This window comes from Actinoplanes auranticolor (assembly GCF_018332655.1).
Taxonomy (GTDB): Bacteria; Actinomycetota; Actinomycetes; order Mycobacteriales; family Micromonosporaceae; genus Actinoplanes; species Actinoplanes auranticolor.
Window position 1 is genome coordinate 19,440 of record NZ_BOQL01000013.1, and the last position, 14,319, is coordinate 33,758.

Sequence of the window (14,319 nt, forward strand, 5' to 3'; positions counted from 1 at the left end):
CGCCGACCGTGCTGCGGCGCCGGAGGTGGCCGCGACCGAAGCCGGTCCGCTCCCCTCCGGGGATGAGGACCCGGCCACCCGCAAGAGTGGCGAACTCGGCGATCCAGCAGCTCAGAAGGCGGCCGCGGCGGTAGGCCGCGACGGCGGCGCGCTGAGCGATCCAGCCGGTCAGCAGCCCGAAACGGCGGAGAGCGAAAGCAGCCCCGAGCCCGGCGGGCCGGACCGCGAACCGGCCGGCGGGAAGAGCCGCAAGCCCGGCGACCCGGGCCAGGAAACGGCCGGCCGCAAGCCCGGCAGCCCGGGCCGGCAAGCGGCCGGCCGAAAGAGCCGCAAGCCGGCGCGTAAACCCGGCAGCGTGCGGCCGAGACGCACGACCGCCGAAGCCCGGGGCAGCTGGCCGGCCAGGGTCCGCAACACCCTCCGCCGCGGGATCAGGCCGGACTCCGCGCCCCCCTCCCGGATGCGCCGGGGACGGACCTGGCTGCCGTACCTGTTGATCGTGCTCGCCGCGGCCGCCAGCATCGCCGGGCTCGCCGTGCGGCCCGCCACCGGAGCCCCGCAGGACACCGCCGACTACGTCATCCTGGCCGGGGCCGCCGGGCTACGTTGGGACGATCTCGACCCGCAGCGGACGCCCGCGCTCTGGCAGGAGGCCAGCCGCGGGTCGATCGGGTGGCTCTCGGTGCGGTCCGCGCACTCCACCACCTGCCCGGCCGACGGCTGGCTCACGCTCGGCGCCGGGAACTACGCGATCTGGGCGAACACCCGGGTCGACCGGCAGTGCCCGCCCGTGCAGCCCGTCCTCACCCAGCCCGATGCCATCGGCGCCAATCTGCCCGAGCTGGGCGGGGTAGTGCGGGGCAACCAGGACAACCAGCCCTACGGCGCCCTGCCCGGTGCGCTCGCCGAGTCCGTGCGGTGCACCGTGGCCGTCGGGCCGGGTGCTGCCGTTGCCGCCGCCCGGCCGTTCGGGCGGGTCGACCGGTACGCGCCCAGCCTGCCCGACGATCCCCGGCGCCTGCTCTCCGACTGTGTGCTGAGCGTGGTCGACCTGGGTACGGTCAGCGGCTCCGGTACCGCCCGGCAGGCCCTGGTGGCCCGGGCCGATGCGACGCTGGCCCGGATCATCGCCGCCCGCCCCGAGCGGTCGCTGATCATGGTTGCGGGCGTCTCCGACACCGACACCACCTCGCGTCTGCACGTGGCCATCGCCGAGGGCCCGGGCTGGCAGGGTGGCTGGCTGACCTCGGCCGGCACCGGCCGTGACGGTTATCTGCAGCTCGTCGACCTGGCTCCGACCGTGCTGAGCGCGCTGGGCCGGCCCTCGCCGGAGGGGCGGTTCAGCGGCTTCAGCGCCCTGTCGGTCCCCGGGCGGCCGGCCGATCCGGCGGAGGCCGTCGGCGGCGAGAACAACGCGGACAAGCGGGCCGGCGCCCAGCTGGGGATCGCCGGGATCTACTTCTCCGGGCTGGGTGCCGTACAGCTGGCGGTTTTTCTGCTGGTCGTCCCGTTGATGATCCGGGCCCGGCGGCATGCCGGGCCGACCGGACCAGCTGCCGCGCCGCGGTTGCTCGTGCTCGGCGCCGAGGTGCTGCTCATCGCAGTGGCCCTGGCCATCCCGGCCGCCCTGCTCGCCGACGCCGCGCCCTGGTGGCGGGCCGGGCGCCCGGGCATCGTCTTCGCGGCGCTGACCTTCGCGCTGATGCTCGCCGGCACCGTCGCGGTCCGTCTCGCGCCGCGCTATCCGCGCACCCTGTGGCCGATGGGGGTGGTTTCCGCGGTCGGCGCCGCGGTGGTCGGCTTCGACCTGCTCACCGGCGCGCAGCTGCAGCTCAACGGCGTCGCCGGCTACTCGGCGATCGAGGGCGCGCGCTACTCCGGGGTGGGCAGCGTCGGGCTGGGCGTGTTCGTGGCCGGGATGCTGTTCCTGGCCGGCTGTGTGGCGCAGTGGGTTCGCCGGCCCTGGCGGCCCGTGGTGGTCGTGATGGTCGGCGGCCTGGCGGTCGTGATGGTCGGCAGCCCCTATCTGGGCGCCGATCCGGTCGGCGCGATCGCCGTCACCGCCGGGGTGTGCGTCGCCGCCGCGATCAGCACCGGTGGCTGGCTGACGTTCCCGCGGTTCGCCTGGGCGGCGCTCGCCGGGCTCGCGGTCACCATCGGCTTCGCCGTGCTGGACCTGCGCCGGCCGGAGCTCGAGCAGGGCAGCCTGGGGCGCGCGCTGACGGCGCTGGGCGAGGGTACGGCGGGCCCGGCCATCCAGCGCGCGGCCACCTCCAACGCCCACGCCCTGGACAGCCCCCTGACGCTGCTGGCCGTGATCGGTGTCCTGATGCTCGCCTTCAGCCAGTTCTCGCCCTGGGGCGGCCTGAACCGGGTCTTCGGCCTGCACCCGGCGCTGCGCGCGGCGCTGGCCGGCACCACCGTCGCCACGATGATCGCCGGGGTGCTGGGCGGGGCGGCGTTCGCGGTCGCCGGGGCCGCCGCCGCGGTGGCCGTGCCGCTGGCCGTGCTGACCACGTTGCGGGTGCTCGGCCACGCCGCCGACCGCACCCGGCCGGAAGGCGGCACCGACGGCCCGGGCGGGCCCGGTCTGTCGATGCGGCCCGGCCCGGTGACGCCGCCCCCGGGCGACAAATCCGACTCGGCGGGCGTGACCGTGCGTCAGCGCTGACCCGGACACGCGTGACGACCAGCCCGAACGTGCGCGCGCCGGCGATGGTGTTACCGTGGAATCCCGTGGATGGCGCGATCTGCCGATGATGGTTGAGCGCCGGTCTGCACGATCGCATCTGACCGACCACGGGAGCAGGCCTTGGCTGCAACATCACGCGAGACGCGGCACATCTTCGTCACCGGGGGCGTCGCCTCCTCGCTGGGCAAGGGACTCACCGCCTCCAGCCTCGGCAATCTGCTGACCGCTCGGGGACTGCGGGTCGTCATGCAGAAGCTCGACCCCTACCTCAACGTCGACCCCGGCACGATGAACCCGTTCCAGCACGGCGAGGTCTTCGTGACCGAGGACGGCGCGGAGACGGACCTCGACGTCGGGCACTACGAGCGGTTCCTGGACCGGGCGCTGGCCGGTAAGGCCAACGTCACGACCGGCCAGATCTACTCGTCGGTGATCGCCAAGGAGCGGCGCGGCGAATACCTGGGCGACACCGTGCAGGTCATCCCGCACATCACCAACGAGATCAAAGAGCGCATCTTCGCGATGGCCGATCCCGACGAGTACGGCCGCACGCCGGACGTGGTGATCACCGAGGTCGGCGGCACGGTCGGTGACATGGAATCACTGCCGTTCCTCGAGGCGATCCGCCAGGTGCGCCACGAGATCGGCCGGGACCACGTGTTCTACCTGCACGTCTCCCTGGTGCCGTACCTGGCGCCGTCGGGCGAGCTGAAGACCAAGCCGACCCAGCACTCGGTGGCCACGCTACGCAACATCGGTATCCAGCCGGACGCGCTGGTCTGCCGCAGCGACCGGGAGATCCCGGAGAAGCTCAAGCACAAGCTGTCGCTGTACTGCGACGTCGACCGCGAGGCCGTGGTGGCCTGCCCGGACGCGCCGAGCATCTACGACATCCCCAAGGTGCTGCACCGCGAGGGCCTGGACGCGTACGTGGTGCGCCGGCTCGGGCTGTCGTTCCGGGACGTGGACTGGTCGAGCTGGGACGACCTGCTGGAGCGGGTCCACCACCCGCGGCGCACGATCACCGTGGCGCTGGTCGGCAAGTACGTCGACCTGCCGGACGCGTACCTGTCGGTCAGCGAGGCGATCCGGGCGGCCGGCTTCGCCAACCACGCCCGGGTGCAGCTGCGCTGGGTGCCCAGCGACGACTGCGACACCCCGGCCGGGGCCGCCTCCGCCCTGAAGGGCGTCGACGGCATCGTGATCCCCGGCGGCTTCGGCATCCGCGGCATCGAGGGCAAGATCAACACCTCCCGGTACGCGCGGGAGAACGGCATCCCGATCCTGGGTCTGTGCCTCGGCCTGCAGTGCATGACCATCGACGCCGCGCGCCACCTGGCCGGCCTCGACGGCGCCAACTCGCTGGAGTTCGACGAGCAGGCCCCGCACCCGGTCATCTCCACCATGGCCGACCAGGAGGACATCGTCGCGGGCAAGGGCGACCTGGGCGGCACGATGCGCCTGGGTGCGTACCCGGCGGCGCTGGCCGAGGGCTCGATCGTGGCCGAGGCGTACGAGAACACCGAGATCTCCGAGCGGCACCGGCACCGCTACGAGGTCAACAACGCGTACCGGGACCGGCTGGCCCAGGCCGGCCTGAAGTTCTCCGGCACCTCGCCCGACGGGCGGCTGGTGGAGTTCATCGAGCTGGACCGCGAGACGCACCCGTTCTTCGTGGCCACCCAGGCGCACCCGGAGCTCAAGAGCCGGCCGACCCGGGCGCACCCGCTGTTCGCGGCGTTCGTCAAGGCCGCGGTGGAGTACGCCGCCGCCGACGAGCTGCCGGTCGAGGTGGCCGACGACACCAGGACCGTCGCCGAGGGCGGCAAGGGCAAGGCCGGCAAGGCCGCGGTCGCGGCGTCATGACGGCCTTCGCGCACGAGACCCTGTCGCGCTCCGAGCGGTACGCGGGGCCGATCTTCACGGTCTACTCCGACCAGGTCACCATGTCCGGCGGTGGCACCGCCGCGCGCGACGTGGTGGTCAACAAGAACGCGGTGGTCGTGGTCGCCCTGGACGACGTCGACCGGGTGGTGCTGATCAAGCAGTACCGGCACGCCGTCGGTGGGCGGCTCTGGGAGCTGCCGGCCGGGCTGTGCGACGTCGACGGCGAGGACCTCGTCGTCACCGCCGCCCGCGAGCTGGCCGAGGAGGCCGACCTCAACGCCGGCCGCTTCGACCTGCTGGTGGATCTGCACCCCTCGCCCGGTTTCAGCACCGAGAAGGTGCGGATCTTCCTGGCCCGGGAGCTGACCCCGGTGCCCGAGGACGAGCGGCACGAGCGCACCGACGAGGAGGCCGACATCGAGATCGTCTGGCGCGACCTCGACGAGGCCGTCGCGATGGTGCTGCGCGGCGAGATCACCAACGCGGCCGCGGTCAGCGGGCTGCTCGCCGCCGCCCGGGCGCGCGAGGACGGCTGGGCCACGCTGCGCCCGACCGACACGCCGCCACTCTGAGCTGCGATCCGGTACGCCCGCTGAGCGGGCGTACCGGTCGGGGCCAGGCCGGGTCTGGGGCCAAGAGCGGCAGGCCGGCACAAGGCGGGCCAAGCGGAAAGGCCGGCACAAGGCGGGCCAAGCGGAAGGCCGGCGGAAGCCGGGCCGGGCCGGGCGGAAGCCCGGCCGAAGCCGGGCCGTCAGGCGGCCTTGAGGACGGCCTCGCCGGTCAGCTCGACCGAGCGCACCCGGTCGTCGATCTCCGTGGCGTAGTGGGCCACGATCACCTCGTCCGCCCCGCACGACGCCGCGAAGTCCGCCAGGTAGGCGCGGACCTCCTCGGGAGTGCCGGCCGCGGTGTACTTCGTCATCGCGGCCAGCTGGCGGCCGTTCGGCGAGGCCAGGAAGGCGTCGATCTCCGCGTCGGTGAAGTTGGTGCCGACCGCGCCCCGGGAGATCATCGCCCGGGTCCGGGCCCGGTACGCCACCGTCATCTGCTGGATGGCCTCGTCGTGGTCCTCGGCGGCGAAGACGTTCGCGCCCGCGATGACGTACGGCTGCTCCAGCTGCGCGGACGGCTGGAACGTCTCGCGGTAGATCTCCACCGCCTGGTGCAGGTGGGCCGGGGCGAAGTGCGAGGCGAACGCGTACGGCAGCCCGAGCTGCGCCGCCAGCTGCGCGCCGAACAGTGACGAGCCGAGGATGTACAGCGGCACCACCTCGGGCGCCCGCGGCACCGCCTGCACGCCGGGCACGCGGGTCCGGCCGCTCAGGTAGCCCTGCAGCTCCAGCACGTCCTGCGGGAACGAATCCGCCGACGTGGGGTCGCGCCGCAGGGCCAGCATCGTGTTCTGGTCGCTGCCCGGCGCGCGGCCGAGGCCCAGGTCGATGCGGTCGGGGAACAGCGTGGCCAGGGTGCCGAACTGCTCGGCGATCACCAGCGGGGAGTGGTTGGGCAGCATGATCCCGCCCGCGCCCAGCCGGATCGTGTCGGTGTGCGCGGCGATGTAGCCGATCAGCACGCTGGTGGCCGACGAGGCGATCGACGGCATGTTGTGATGTTCGGCGTACCAGACGCGCCGGTAGCCGCTGCGTTCGGCGGCGCGGGCGACGGCCACGCTGGCCTCGAAGCTGTCCCGCACGGCCTGGCCGGCGGTGATCGGAGCGAGGTCCAGCAGGGCGAGGGGCAGGGGGGAAGCGGCCATCTCTGCATCCTCCGTCGTGGTGGTCGTGCCACCAACCGGCGGCGGCCACGCGTGACCACCGCCACGGGAACCCGGCGCCGCGAGCGGACAGGAACCAGTTGTGAACCCATCCCAGCGAGCCCGGATCCGCGCCGGCGATCCCGCGACGTTCGGGCAGCTCTTCTCCGACCACGCGCAAGAGGTGTACCGGTACGTCGTGCGCAGCACCGGCAACTGGAGCGCCGCCGAGGACATCGTCTCGCTGACCTTCCTGGAGGCGTGGCGGCTGCGCGGCAAACTGCGGCCCGACGGGGACAGCGTGCGGCCCTGGCTGCTCGGCATCGCCGTCAACGTGCTGCGCAACAACCGGCGTGCGGCCCGCCGGCACGCCGCCGCGCTGGTCCGGTTGCCACCGGCCGAGGCGATGCCGGACTTCGCCGACGAGCTCGTCAACCGGATGCGTGACAGCGAGCAGCTCGCCGCCGCCACGGCCGCCCTGGACCGGCTGCGGCCGGCCGAGCGGGAGGTGTTCACGCTCTGCGTCTGGTCCGGGCTGGACTACGCGCAGACCGCGGAGGCGCTGGGCGTACCGGTCGGCACGGTCCGGTCCCGGCTGTCCCGGGCCCGGGCGAAATTGCGCGAGCTGACCGCGGAGCCGGGCCGGCCGGCCCCCGGGCCGGGCAGTGGACAGGCACACCTCGGCCGTACCGATACGGCCCGATCGAACCAGGAGCACAAGCGATGAAGCAGTCACCACGGCTCGACCCGGCCGAACGGGCCGAACTGGCGCGCCTGCTGCCGCCGCCGGGGGACCCGGAGCTGAGCCGGATCCGGCACCGCCTGCTCAAGGACGCGTTCCTGCAGCAGGTGGCCGAGCCCCGGACCGGGTGGTCCGGCCGCCGGTTCACCCTGCTCGCCGCGCCGCTCGCGGCCGCGGTGCTGGTCGCGGCGATCATCGGGGTGGCGGTGCTCCACGGTCGGACGGGCGGCGGCACGACCACCGGCGCCGATTCGCGCGTGGCGGTCGCCGTCGGCGACGCGACCGGCGTCGCGCCGCTGATGGACCGGGTGGCCGCGGTCGCGGGCCGGGAGCCGTCGGTGCCGCTCGGCCGGGACGAGTACGTCTACGTCAGAAGCCGGGTGGCCTGGCTGATGCTCGCCGGAGAGCCCAGCTCCGGTCAGCAGGAGATCGGTGCCACCAACTCCGTCCTCGACGAGGTGCACGACCGGGAGATCTGGCTGCCCGCGGCGCGGGGCGACGAGGGCCTCATCCGGGAACGGGGCGAGACGTTCGGCCTGTCCGGCGCGGAACCGAACAGCACCTACGCGGAGCTGCCCACCGATCCGGCCGAGCTGCTCGAGCGGATCTACGCCGAGACCCGGGGGCAGGACAGCGGGCCGGACACCGCCGCGTTCGGCTTCCTCGGTGACGCGCTGCGGGAGTCGTTGCTGCCCCCGCCGGTGGCCGCCGCGATCTACCGGGCGGCCGCGCGGATCCCCGGGGTGGTGCTGGTGGCCGACTCGGTCGACGCACAGGGCCGGCACGGGGTCGCCGTCGCGCGGACCCGCGAGGACGGCGAGCGGCTGGAGTGGATCTTCGACCCGGTCACCTTCGAGTACCTCGGGGAGCGTTCGTACCTGGTCCGGGACACCCCGCTGGGCAAGGCCGGGATGCTCACCGGTACGACCGCGGTCCTGCAGCGGGGCGTCGTCGCCGGCAAGGGCGTGCTGCCGCGGTAGCCACCGACCGGCTCCAAATCTTGATCTTCGCGCAACGGATCGGCAGTATCTTCCACTTGGTGGGACGGTAATCTGCTAAGCAGCCCGTCTCGGGTATGAGCCATCGACGTCTCTCCCGGAAAGGACGGTGTCGACTCATGAAGGTCGGCATTCCGAGCGAAGTCAAGAACAACGAGTTCCGGGTCGCGATCACCCCCGCGGGGGTCTTCGAGCTGAACCGGGCCGGTCACCAGGTGTACGTGCAGGCCGGCGCCGGTGCCGGCTCGTCGATCACCGACGCCGACTACGTCGCCGCCGGGGCCACGATCCTGGCCGGGGCCGACGACGTGTGGGCCACCGGCGATCTGATCCTCAAGGTCAAGGAGCCGATCGCCGAGGAGTACGGCCGGATGCGCGAGGGCCAGGTGCTCTTCACGTACCTGCACCTGGCGGCGTCGAAGGAGTGCACCGACGCGCTCATCGACCGCAAGGTGACCGGCATCGCGTACGAGACCGTCGAGCTGCCCGACCGCTCGCTGCCGCTGCTGGCCCCGATGTCCGAGGTCGCCGGCCGGCTGGCCCCGCAGGTCGGCTCCTACCACCTGATGCGTTCCGGCGGCGGCCGTGGCGTGCTCATGGGCGGCGTCCCGGGCGTGTACGCGGCCAAGGTCGTGGTCATCGGCGCCGGTGTCTCCGGCATGAACGCCGCCGCGATCGCGCTGGGCATGCAGGCCGAGGTGCTGGTGCTGGACAAGAACATCGCCCGGTTGCGCGCGGCCGACGCCGACTACCGCGGTCACCTGCAGACGATCGCGTCGAACGCGTACGAGATCGAGAAGGCCGTCATCGACGCCGACCTGGTCATCGGCGCGGTCCTGGTCCCCGGCGCGAAGGCGCCGAACCTGATCTCCAACGAGCTGGTGTCGCGGATGAAGCCGGGCAGCGTGCTCGTCGACATCGCCATCGACCAGGGTGGCTGCTTCGAGGACTCGCGTCCCACCACGCACGCCGACCCGGTCTACCGGGTGCACGAGTCGATGTTCTACTGCGTGGCCAACATGCCCGGCGCGGTCCCGCACACCAGCACCTACGCGCTGACCAACGTCACCCTGCCGTACGCGCTGGAGCTGGCCAACCTCGGCTGGCGCGACGCCGTCAAGGCCGACCCGGCGCTGGCCCTGGGCGTCAACACCCACGACGGGCACGTCATCTACGGCCCGGTCGCCGACGCGCACGGCATGCAGGCGCTGTCCCTCGCCGAGGTGCTCAGCTGACCTCAGACAAGATTCGGCGGGCCGTGCAGACCTATCTCGACCACCTGTCGGTCGAGCGCGGCCTGTCCCGCAACACCCTGGCCTCGTACCGCCGGGATCTGGACCGGTATTCCGAGACGCTGGCCGCGGCCGGCGTCGGTGATCTCGCCGACGTCACCGCGGCCCAGGTCACCGCGCATCTCGCCGAGCTGCGCGCGGGGTCGCCGGAGCATCCGGCGCTGTCGGCCGCGTCGGCGGCCCGGGCCGTGAGCGCGGTACGCGGCCTGCACCGTTTCGCCGCCCGCGAGGGTCTCGTGGCGCACGACGTGAGCCGCGAGGTGAAGCCGCCGACACCGCCGAAGCGCCTGCCCAAGGCCCTCGACATCGACCAGGTGACCCGGCTGCTGGCCGTCCCGGGCTCCTTGCGCGACACCGCGCTGCTGGAGTTCCTCTACGGCACCGGCGCGCGGATCTCCGAGGCGGTCGGGCTGGCCGTCGACGACCTGGACTTCTCCGACGACGCGGCGGTCACCCTGCACGGCAAGGGCGGGCGCACCCGACTGGTCCCGCTCGGCCGGTACGCCCGCGCCGCCCTGGAGTCCTACCTGGTGCAGGGCCGCCCGGAGCTGGTCGCGAAGGGACGGGGCACGCCGGCGGTCTTCCTGAACCAGCGCGGCGGACCGCTGTCGCGGCAGAGCGCCTGGACGATCCTGCACCGGGCCGCGGCGGCCGTCGGGCTGCCCGTGGAGGGCCCGCACGCCGTGTCGCCGCACACACTGCGGCACTCGTACGCGACGCACCTCCTCGACGGTGGCGCGGACGTCCGGGTGGTCCAGGAGCTGCTCGGACACGCCTCGGTGACCACCACGCAGCTCTACACTCTTGTGACAGTGGACCGGCTCCGGGAGGTGTACGCGACCTCCCACCCGCGCGCTCGTTAGAAGGTGAGCGTCAGTCCCTGCGACACGCCGAACGGCTGACCCCGGTCGGGCGGTCCTCGTGGCGTACAGTCGGGCATCGGCTCCGGCTGCGGGTCGAGAGGGGGCTGGGGACGTGAGCGGAAATCATGATCGCGCTGAGGCGTGGACCAATGCCCTGCGCGACCAGCAGAGCTCGCTGGACCTCGGCGCCGACCTCGGCCCGGCCGACCCGACGGCGTACACGATGCGCCGGCCGATCCCCGAGCCGATGCCGACCGACCGGCACGGCCCCGCGCGGATCATCGCCCTGGCCAACCAGAAGGGTGGCGTCGGCAAGACCACGACGACCATCAACCTGGGCGCCGCCCTGGCCGAGTACGGCCGCAAGGTGCTGCTCGTCGACTTCGACCCGCAGGGCGCCTGCTCGGTCGGCCTGGGTGTCAACCCGCACAACCTCGACCTGAGCATCTACAACCTGCTCATGCAGGACGACGTCACCGCCGAGGACGTCATCATCAAGACCGATGTGGCCGGCCTGCACCTGCTGCCGGCCAACATCGACCTGTCGGCCGCCGAGATCCAGCTGGTCAACGAGGTCGCCCGGGAGATGGCCCTGGCGCGGGTGCTGCGCACCGTGCGCAAGGAGTACGACTTCATCCTGATCGACTGCCAGCCGTCGCTGGGCCTGCTGGCGATCAACGCGCTGACCATCGCGCACGGCGTGCTCATCCCGCTGGAGTGCGAGTTCTTCAGCCTGCGCGGCGTGGCCCTGCTGCTCGACACCATCGACAAGGTCCGCGAGCGGCTGAACTTCGACCTGGAGCTCGAGGGCATCCTGGCGACCATGTACGACAGCCGCACCACCCACTGCCGCCAGGTGCTGCAGCGGGTCGTGGAGGCGTTCGGCGACAAGGTCTACCAGACCGTCATCACCAAGACGGTCAAGTTCCCGGAGTCCACGGTGGCCGGCGCGCCGATCACCAGCCTGGACCCGGCCAGCTCGGGCGCCCGCAACTACCGGCAGCTCGCCCGCGAGGTCATCGCCGCCAAGGCGGAACGGGGCTAGGTTGCTCTTCGCCCTCGGCGAACCGGTCGCGTTCGTCGCGCTGGTCGTCGCCTTCCTGCTGGGCCTGCTGCTGCGGGCCCTGGCGATCCGGATCACCGCGCGCACGCTGGGCCTGGCCGATCGCCGCGACCCGGTGACCCCGCGGCTGCGCGAGGACGTCGACCCGTTCGGCGCGGTCGCGGCGGCCGTCGGCGGCATGGGCTGGGGCAAGATGATCTCGGTCGACGAGGTGCCCCGCTACCACGGCCGGGGCCGCGCGGCGGCGGTCTTCGCGTCCGGCCCAGTGGTCTGCATCCTGGTCTCGCAGCTGCTGTTCCTGGCGTACGTGCTGCTCTTCCCGGACAACCTGCTGTCGGTGTTGAACATGTCCGACGTGCTGCGCGGCTTCACACTGCCGCTGGGCGAGCAGGTGCTGCTCTGCCTTGCGGTCGGCCTGCTGGCCTTCGGCCTGCTGGCGCTGATCCCGACCCCGCCGCTGGACGGCTTCGGCATCCTGTGGTCGGCGCTGAAGCGGCCGGGGCAGGGCGCGCAGCAGACGCGGCTGTGGCTCGAGGAGAAGAACCTCGGCGTGCTGATCCTGCTGATCTGCTGCTTCTTCCCGCTCAGCTACCCGTTCCTGCTGATGATCCTCGACGTGCTCGGGGTCCTCTTCCTGCGCCTGCGGGGCGGGCCCGTCCCGCTCTGACGGCGCCGGTCAGGTGGTCGTGCCGAGACGGTACGACAGCGCGAGGATCTCCCGCAGCGCGCCGGCGTCCGCCTGATCGACCCGCTTGAGGTAGAGGCACCCCTTGCCGAGCTTGTGCGGCCCGAGGCGCTCCAGCAGGCTCGTGTACTCCTCCATGAGACCCGACAGGTACAGCGTCGTCTGGGCGGCGCGCGGGGAGAAGCTGATCGCGGGGGTGTCACCCTCACGGCCCGAGTCGTAGCGGTAGTGGTGGGAGCCGAAACCGACGATGGACGGACCCCACAGCACCGGCGGCTCCCCGGTCACCTCGCGCAGGGTCTCGATCAGCAGCGTCGCGTCCCGGCGCCGCTGGTCGTCGCTGATGGTGTCGATGAACGCGCCGACGTCACCGTCGGTCGCCGTGGTCTTGTTGCCGCTGTCCGCCATCGCCTTGTACCTCCCGGGCGGATTTTAGACCCGTCCCGCGCGGAAAAGCGGTTGCCGCCGGTGGGTGATCTCGCGCAAGCTGCCTGCATGACGTACTGACGGGCACCACTTCCAGCGCACCGACCACGTCCGTACGTCTGTAGAAAGAGCACTCCTTGTCTCAGCAGCAGTCTGCCTCCGTCACCGTCTTCGCCTCCGACGGAAGCTGGATCGAGTCCGACGCCGTCACGCAGTGCCACCAGGTGGCCGCCCTCGACGGCATGCTCCACGTCGCCGCCCTGCCGGACCTGCACCCCGGCAAGGGCGCCCCGATCGGTGCCGCGATGGCGTCGACCGTGCTCTACCCGCACCTGGTCGGCTCCGACATCGGCTGCGGGATCGCCGTGTTCCCCGTCGGCCTCAAGCGCGCCGTGCCCGAGCGCCTGGCCGGCCGCTTCCCCGACCTGGACCGGCCGGTGGACCGGGACGACCCGGCGTGGGCCCACGTGGACGCCGACATCCCCGCCGGCCACACGGAGAGCCTGGGCACCGTCGGGCGGGGCAACCACTTCGTCGAGCTGGCCCGGGTCCGCGGCGTGCTCGACGCCGGCCACGCGGCCCGGCTCGGGCTGGCCGCCGGCGACCTCGTCCTGATCGTGCACAGCGGCTCCCGCGGCCTGGGCGAGCGCATCCTGCGGTCGCACACCGAGGTGCACGGTGCGGGCCCCGCTGCCGACCCGGCGGACTACCTGGCCCGGCACGACGAGGCCGTGCGCTGGGGTTCGCTGAACCGCCGGCTGATGGCGGCCCGGGTCGCCCTCGCCCTGGGGGCCACGCCCACCGCACCGATCGTCGACGAGTGCCACAACCTGGTCGAGGTCCGCGACGGGGCCTACCTGCACCGCAAGGGTGCCGCCCGCGGGGACGGCCGTGACGTGCTCGTCGCCGGCACCCGTGGCACCCCGTCGTACCTCGTGGCGGCGCACGCCGGGCCGGACGCCAACTACTCCGTCGCCCATGGGGCGGGCCGCAAGATGTCCCGCGCCGACGCCCTGGTCCGGGGGCGGGCCAAGCACACGGTCGAGGAGCTACGCCGGACGCCGGTGGGATCGCTCGTGGTCTGTGGCGACCGGCAGCTGCTGTTCGAGGAGGCGCCGACGGCGTACAAGCGGATCGAGCAGGTGATCGGCGATCTCGTCGGGCACGGCCTGGCGACGTCCGTGGCCGAGACGGTCCCGGTGGTCACCTACAAGACGGCGGACCTGGGCAGCGCACCGCGGCGGGACCGCCGCGACCACCGCCGGGGCCGGGGCCGGTCGTGAGCGAGCACGTGCACCTGCTGCTGTCGGCCGGGCGTGGCCCGCAGGAGTGCACCTGGGCGGTCGCGCAGCTCGTGCGCCGCCTGGAGGCCGGCGCCGTCCGGGACGGCCTGACGACCCACCGGGCCGAGACCGTGCCCGGCGACCGGCCGGGCACCTACCGCTCGGTGCTGGTACGGATCTCCGGTACGGGCGCCACCCGATTCGCCGGCTCGTGGACCGGCACCCTGTGCTGGCAGGCTCCGAGCCCGTACCGGACCAGCGCCGGCCGGAAGAACTGGTACGTCATCGCGCAACCGTGCGAGGTCGGCGCCCCGCACACGGCGTTCGCGGAGCAGGACGTCGACATCGTGGGCTGCCGGACCGGCGGGCCGGGTGGCCAGCACCGCAACAAGGCCAGCACCGCGGTCCGGGCGACCCATCGTCCTACCGGGATCGTCGTGGTGGTCGACACCGAGCGCCGGTTCAGCGACAACCGCCGTCTCGCCCTGGAGCGCATCCGGGCCCGGCTCGAGCAGAACGACCGGGCCGGGGAACAGGCTGTACGTAACGGCCGCTGGCGGGTCCACGATGGACTGGTCCGCGGTGATCCCTCCCGCACCGAGCGGCCGCCGGGCTGACTGTCGACTTTCGATGTC

The 14,319-nt window shown here is 72.8% G+C and carries 13 protein-coding genes; 11 read left to right on the forward strand and 2 right to left on the reverse strand.

Translation table 11 applies throughout. The features are described 5' to 3' along the window. The first annotated feature begins 25 nt into the window (after positions 1–25). The 3 genes from Aau02nite_RS05430 to Aau02nite_RS05440 all read left to right on the forward strand — a co-directional run bounded on the left by Aau02nite_RS05430 (position 26) and on the right by Aau02nite_RS05440 (position 5,151). Positions 26–2,671, forward strand: coding sequence for a hypothetical protein (locus Aau02nite_RS05430; RefSeq protein ID WP_307857844.1), 2,646 nt, complete (start codon positions 26–28; stop codon positions 2,669–2,671). A gap of 141 nt (positions 2,672–2,812) precedes the next feature. After that, positions 2,813–4,558, forward strand: coding sequence for a CTP synthase (gene pyrG / locus Aau02nite_RS05435; RefSeq protein ID WP_246594925.1), 1,746 nt, complete (start codon positions 2,813–2,815; stop codon positions 4,556–4,558). After that, complete coding sequence (locus Aau02nite_RS05440) at positions 4,555–5,151, forward strand: NUDIX domain-containing protein (protein WP_212987207.1); 597 nt, start codon at positions 4,555–4,557, stop codon at positions 5,149–5,151. The genes pyrG and Aau02nite_RS05440 overlap by 4 nt, the downstream gene beginning before the upstream one ends. A gap of 179 nt (positions 5,152–5,330) precedes the next feature. Here the strand turns inward: Aau02nite_RS05440 and Aau02nite_RS05445 are convergent, their stop codons facing one another. Continuing rightward, on the reverse strand, positions 5,331–6,335 hold the full coding sequence (locus tag Aau02nite_RS05445; protein ID WP_212987208.1) for an LLM class flavin-dependent oxidoreductase: 1,005 nt from the start codon (positions 6,333–6,335) through the stop codon (positions 5,331–5,333). 100 nt (positions 6,336–6,435) lie between these two features. Between Aau02nite_RS05445 and Aau02nite_RS05450 the strand changes: the two genes are divergently transcribed. The 6 genes from Aau02nite_RS05450 (at position 6,436) to Aau02nite_RS05475 (ending at position 11,957) form a co-directional block, all read left to right on the forward strand. Next, positions 6,436–7,059, forward strand: coding sequence for an RNA polymerase sigma factor (locus Aau02nite_RS05450; protein ID WP_212987209.1), 624 nt, complete (start codon positions 6,436–6,438; stop codon positions 7,057–7,059). Beyond that, positions 7,056–8,054: a CU044_5270 family protein gene (locus Aau02nite_RS05455; protein WP_212987210.1), complete on the forward strand. Its 999-nt coding sequence runs from the start codon at positions 7,056–7,058 to the stop codon at positions 8,052–8,054. Before Aau02nite_RS05450 ends, Aau02nite_RS05455 begins: the two co-directional genes overlap by 4 nt. Positions 8,055–8,191: 137 nt before the next feature. Next, positions 8,192–9,307: an alanine dehydrogenase gene (gene ald / locus Aau02nite_RS05460; RefSeq protein ID WP_212987211.1), complete on the forward strand. Its 1,116-nt coding sequence runs from the start codon at positions 8,192–8,194 to the stop codon at positions 9,305–9,307. After that, the gene (locus Aau02nite_RS05465) at positions 9,304–10,227 is read left to right on the forward strand and encodes a site-specific tyrosine recombinase XerD (RefSeq protein ID WP_438841102.1); all 924 of its coding nucleotides are present in this window, start codon (positions 9,304–9,306) and stop codon (positions 10,225–10,227) included. The genes ald and Aau02nite_RS05465 overlap by 4 nt, the downstream gene beginning before the upstream one ends. A 112-nt stretch (positions 10,228–10,339) precedes the next feature. Beyond that, a complete protein-coding gene (locus Aau02nite_RS05470; protein WP_203774887.1) occupies positions 10,340–11,272 on the forward strand; it encodes a ParA family protein in 933 nt (310 codons plus the stop codon). Position 11,273: 1 nt separating this feature from the next. Then, on the forward strand, positions 11,274–11,957 hold the full coding sequence (locus tag Aau02nite_RS05475; RefSeq protein WP_212987213.1) for a zinc metalloprotease: 684 nt from the start codon (positions 11,274–11,276) through the stop codon (positions 11,955–11,957). Positions 11,958–11,966: 9 nt separating this feature from the next. Here the strand turns inward: Aau02nite_RS05475 and Aau02nite_RS05480 are convergent, their stop codons facing one another. After that, complete coding sequence (locus Aau02nite_RS05480; RefSeq protein WP_212987214.1) at positions 11,967–12,383, reverse strand: DUF1801 domain-containing protein; 417 nt, start codon at positions 12,381–12,383, stop codon at positions 11,967–11,969. Between the two features lie 155 nt (positions 12,384–12,538). Between Aau02nite_RS05480 and Aau02nite_RS05485 the strand changes: the two genes are divergently transcribed. Together Aau02nite_RS05485 and prfH are read left to right on the forward strand one after the other, a co-directional pair. Next, complete coding sequence (locus Aau02nite_RS05485; protein WP_212987215.1) at positions 12,539–13,684, forward strand: RNA ligase RtcB family protein; 1,146 nt, start codon at positions 12,539–12,541, stop codon at positions 13,682–13,684. Then, positions 13,681–14,301 (forward strand): peptide chain release factor H, encoded by a 621-nt coding sequence (gene prfH, locus Aau02nite_RS05490; protein ID WP_212987216.1) that lies wholly within the window; start codon positions 13,681–13,683, stop codon positions 14,299–14,301. The genes Aau02nite_RS05485 and prfH overlap by 4 nt, the downstream gene beginning before the upstream one ends. The last annotated feature ends 18 nt before the right edge of the window (positions 14,302–14,319 follow it).